Raw genomic sequence first — 4,952 nt, 5'->3', positions numbered from 1 at the left:
ATTGATGGTGAAGGCGGTATCCCGCAAAGCTTTGAGCATAAAGCCCAAAGCGCCATTCATGTCTCGCGGCAAAACATGACCGCAAGATGGGCATTTGAAAACCTTAGAGCCTCCCAACGTTTGATGAATATGACCACACTTGGTACAGGTTTTTGAGGTGTAAGCCTCCGAACCTGTAATCACAATAGTGTTGGTCATTTCTGCTTTTTGGGTCAGGAATAACTCAAAACGGTAATGCGCCCAAGTCAGCATGGCTCTAACTGTTTTTGACCGAATCTTTCTTCTCGCCAAGGCAACCATTTGGGAAGTCTCAAAAGTCGGCAGAAATATGACTCGGTAATTATCAGTTAGATAGCCGACAATCTGCTTGTGTGCTTCATCAATGAGATTGCGAATTTTGGCTCTCATTCGATTAGCAGCTTGGCGCATTCTTCGCCTCTGCTTCCTTTCCACCTTACTCATTCGGCTGTAAAGATTGTCGAGGTGTTGACACAATCGAGTAATGCGCCCGATATCACCCCGACCAAATTCAACAAACCTTGACCCATCAAACCCTGTCAGAAACGTTCTGACCCCTGGATCTAATGCAATAACGCCATCTTTATCTTGTCTATTAACTTTCACTTCTTCTGGGATAATGGCGAACCATCTCCCCTTAGAAAATGTAAGTTGCGTGGCATTTGAACAAGCTTGAGGCAATGGTTCAGAGGCGATAAACTCTAACCCTTTTGTCAGGCGAGGATACCAGCACCCTGAACTAAAGTTGCTATCGTTAAACTTAATTGTTTGCTGGAAGTCCCGACAGCTCCTGAATTTAGCATTAACGCTTGCATTGTCAGCCCTGTGAGCATCAAAGATGGCATTTTGTCGGATATGACTTGGGGTTTCTTTGACCCATTCTGGCAAATCTGATTGCATGACAATATTTCTCAAGTTTAACTTCCCAACTCGTTTATTCTGTCGTTGGTAAGCAATAGCTTGGTTGAAACAATATCGACAAGCCGCCAACCATTTACGCCAAACTTTATTGAGTTCGACGCTTGGGTAAATCCGGATCTTCCGAGATCTGAGTCTTGTATTTGCGGAGTCCGTAAAGCCTTGAACTGAAGCAGTGAACAATGGCGAGGATGTCTTCAACCATCTCCTCGGAAGGAGAGAGACTTGACTCATCTTCGACCACGAGTTCACACCCGTTTTGTTCACAGAGCCATCTAAACAAGTCAAATCCGAATCTCGCCAATCGGTCTTTGTGAGCAACCACAAGGCGTTTGACATCCCCTGACATGACTCGTCCCAATACGGCAAGCATCTTTTTGCGTTTGAAGTTAAGCCCTCCTCCAATTTCTGAGACAACTTCTCCGTCTGGGTACCTGGAGACGAGATATTCGACTTGTCGGTCGAGATCGGGCTTTTGAGCGCGAGAACTGACTCTGGCATAGAGGATGAGGATTCGGGTGTCCAAGCCAGATTTAGCTCTAGCTGTATAGCTTTCGACGTTGTATCGGCGCTGCTTGGATGGTGTCCAGATTGCTTCGATTTTCCCTTGTTCATGCCAGCGCCTGAGAGTTCGTTCGTTGACCCCAAGGATTTCGGCTGCTTCCCTTGGGGTGACGTATTTGACAATAGTGGTATCCTCAATTCTTTCGGCATTGTACCACTATACCCGGATATGTCCGGTTAATTAAAGATTAAGTCAACCTCCTACTTTTTCTACTGGGAATTCAACCAACTATCAACGGTGGCTAAGGGCAGCAACAGATACTTTCGCCGCAATACTTTTAGCGATCGCGATTAGCGCTTGGGCTGATGGGGATTCCGGTTCAGCCACGACAATAGGTAAGCCGCGATCGCCGCCTTGTCGCAGGGTAATTTCTAGGGGAATACATCCCAGCAAGGGTATCCCTAATTCCTGAGAAGTTTTTTCGCCGCCACCTGAGCCAAACAGATCATATTGGCGATCAGGCAGATCGGGTGGAATAAAATAACTCATGTTCTCGACAATGCCCAATACCGGAACGCCCAATTGCTGGAACATCTTCAAACCGCGACGGGAGTCCAACAGAGCAACATTTTGCGGCGTTGTCACAATCACTGCCCCAGCCATAGGTACCGCTTGGGCTAAGGTCAACTGAGCATCCCCAGTTCCCGGTGGCATGTCCACAATCAGATAATCTAATTCTCCCCAATTCACCTGGTATAGAAACTGGCGAATGATACCATTTAACATCGGTCCGCGCCAAATTACTGGCTGATCGGGGTCAATCAGAAATGCCATCGATACCAATTTAACCCCGTGATTAAAAGCGGGTTCGAGAACCTCTCCCTGAGGACCCTGTTGCACCATAACCTTGGCATCCGCTAATCCTAGCATCGCAGCGGTATTGGGTCCATAAATATCAGCATCAATCAAACCCACCTTGGCTCCTGTCTGGGCAAGGGCAACGGCTACATTCACAGCCACAGTACTTTTGCCCACACCGCCCTTACCACTGGAAATAGCGACCAGATTTTTGACACCATCAATCCCTTGGCGATCGGGTAAAGATTTCTGCTGCGGTGTCTCGGCTGTCACATCTACCACAACCTCTTCCACATCCGGAAGCTGCTTCACCGCCTTTTGGCAATCCTCCACAATAAACTCCCGCAATGGACAGGCGGGTGTGGTTAACACGAGTGTAAAGCTAACCGTCCCGCCGTCGATTTTAACATTGCGGATCATATTCAATTCCACCAAACTCTTTTGGAGTTCAGGGTCTTGTACAGGGCGTAGTACGTCTAAGACTGAATGGATATCAACCATAATCAGGAAAAGTTCCTAGGGTGACAATGTGCCGGGACAAACATCTTCATTAATCTTAATATCTTAATAGGTTACGGCTGATTACTCATTCCTCACCTGTCAAAGAATTTCCTCACTCAAAACTCAAAATTTGATCAAAGAACCGCTCCCTGTTCTGCCGCTTGAGCCAATTCAGCAGCGACACGGGCAGCATAGGGGCGAATAAACCACCACAGCAAGGGGGATAGCCATCCCCGCATTGTCACCGAAAAGGATACGTAAGTCCCACACAAGCCTGACTCCACCCGATAAGTCACTCGATTTTCTACCCCCGGAATGGCTAACATCCGGACGCTGATTAATTCACCTGGCAATACCCGTTCGACAAAAACTCGCACAGGAATGGGAATTAAGCGCGTCACCACCTGGTAAATTAAACCGGGCTTAGGTATTAATCCTCTGGGCGCATTAGTGCTACACAGCAGAGGATTCCAGGAGACATCTGCCAAATTGATTAATTTTTGCCAAAGAACGTCCACTGGAGCCTGACTGAGGGCGCGATAAGTCCGAAAGAGGGAAAACTTGCACCAAAGACCCTCTTGACCAGCGATTAACTTAAAAGAAAAATTTAGGATCACAACACGCCTCCTATCGCGACGCTTCAGCAATGTTTATCATAGTTCGGCAAGCCACGGTTCTGATGACCTATCAAACCAATAACGTCTTTCCCGGTTAGCACAGTTGCGGTAGACAGCCCAATCAAGCCCCCACCTATTGTCTAGCAATTAGTTTGGATAGTTGACACCAGAAACCTGTAAAATAAACGCTGGAACCCTTAAAATACCCAACAATAGTCTTCAGGTTTGGGTAATACTGTATTACTAATATTGAAATTATGACCGCAACTCAGACACCGACAACAAATCCGAATCCTTCGTTACCTGCCACTGACTCTAGGGATAGAGTGAAGCAGTTCATGCAGCAGCTTCAAGACACTATTTGTGAATCCTTGGCAGAACTTGATGGTGCGGGTCAGTTCCAGGAAGATTCTTGGCAGCGAGAAGAAGGAGGCGGGGGTCGTTCTCGTGTCATCCGGGATGGCGCTGTCTTTGAACAGGGGGGTGTTAATTTTTCTGAAGTGTGGGGGACTCAGCTTCCGCCCTCGATTTTAACCCAACGTCCAGAAGCCGCAGGTCATGGATTTTATGCCACGGGTACATCCATGGTGCTGCATCCACGCAATCCCTATATCCCCACGGTTCACTTAAATTATCGTTACTTTGAAGCAGGACCAGTTTGGTGGTTTGGTGGAGGAGCAGATTTAACGCCATACTACCCCTTTGCTGAAGATGCGGCTCATTTCCATCAAACCCTAAAAACAGCCTGTGATCAGCATCACTCAGAGTACTATCCCGTATTCAAGCGTTGGTGTGATGAATATTTTTATCTCAAACACCGTCAAGAAACACGAGGCGTTGGCGGACTGTTTTTTGATTATCAAGACGGAAGCGGGGAATTGTATAAAGGTCCCCACCCAGAAAAAGCAGCAGCCATCTACAGCAAGGAACTGGGGGCGTTACCATCCCGAACCTGGGAACAACTGTTTGCCTGGGTGCAGGAGTGCGGTAAGGCGTTTTTGCCTGCTTATGTGCCAATTGTCGAGCGGCGGCGGGGTATGGACTATGGCGAAAGCGAACGCAACTTCCAGCTTTATCGTCGGGGGCGGTATGTTGAATTTAACCTAGTTTATGACCGGGGAACGATCTTTGGCTTGCAAACGAACGGACGCACCGAATCGATTCTCATGTCTCTCCCTCCCTTGGTACGTTGGGAATATGGCTACCAACCCGAACCGAATACACCAGAGGCTGAACTTTATGAAATCTTTCTCAAACCTCAAGATTGGGTAAACTGGACTCCTTCGACCTAATCTAACCATCTGCGTTAAACTACGGGATAAGTAGCATAGGTTGCCAAATTAAGTTACTTGTTGTTTCAACAATTCGCCCAACACCTAAGTAACGGAATTGATACCGCTCGTAAATGTCTACCCACAACTACCCAAAACTAAGCATTTTGGGTAGGTGGGGTGAGCGTGCAGACTCAGCCGTAAAAAAGAGTAACCTACCATCTGGCAAGGTTGGCTACGCTTCCTTTGGTCATGACACCCAAG

Annotated in this window: 5 protein-coding genes; 1 reads left to right on the top strand and 4 read right to left on the bottom strand. The window is 47.5% G+C overall.

The genetic code is table 11. The features are described from left to right. The 4 genes from RLO19_RS29810 to RLO19_RS29795 form a co-directional block, all read right to left on the bottom strand. A partial coding sequence (locus tag RLO19_RS29810) for an RNA-guided endonuclease InsQ/TnpB family protein (RefSeq protein ID WP_446361226.1) occupies nt 1–1,119 on the bottom strand: 1,119 nt, incomplete at its 3' end. Continuing rightward, nucleotides 1,025–1,624: an IS607 family transposase gene (locus tag RLO19_RS29805; protein ID WP_446361228.1), complete on the bottom strand. Its 600-nt coding sequence runs from the start codon at nt 1,622–1,624 to the stop codon at nt 1,025–1,027. The genes RLO19_RS29810 and RLO19_RS29805, both read right to left, overlap by 95 nt. 108 nt (nt 1,625–1,732) lie before the next feature. Beyond that, nucleotides 1,733–2,800: an Mrp/NBP35 family ATP-binding protein gene (locus tag RLO19_RS29800; protein WP_446361224.1), complete on the bottom strand. Its 1,068-nt coding sequence runs from the start codon at nt 2,798–2,800 to the stop codon at nt 1,733–1,735. 134 nt (nt 2,801–2,934) lie between these two features. After that, on the bottom strand, nt 2,935–3,417 hold the full coding sequence (locus RLO19_RS29795; protein ID WP_446334655.1) for an SRPBCC family protein: 483 nt from the start codon (nt 3,415–3,417) through the stop codon (nt 2,935–2,937). A 257-nt stretch (nt 3,418–3,674) separates the two neighbouring features. Here RLO19_RS29795 and hemF point away from each other — a divergent pair, with 257 nt between their 5' ends. After that, nucleotides 3,675–4,709, top strand: coding sequence for an oxygen-dependent coproporphyrinogen oxidase (hemF, locus tag RLO19_RS29790; protein WP_446361222.1), 1,035 nt, complete (start codon nt 3,675–3,677; stop codon nt 4,707–4,709). The last annotated feature ends 243 nt before the right edge of the window (nt 4,710–4,952 follow it).

It is taken from the genome of Coleofasciculus sp. G2-EDA-02, assembly GCF_040226375.1.
In the GTDB taxonomy this organism is placed as follows: domain Bacteria; phylum Cyanobacteriota; class Cyanobacteriia; order Cyanobacteriales; family Coleofasciculaceae; genus Coleofasciculus.
Note: the sequence above shows the minus strand (reverse complement) of the source record. Positions and strands in the feature narration are given on the sequence as shown.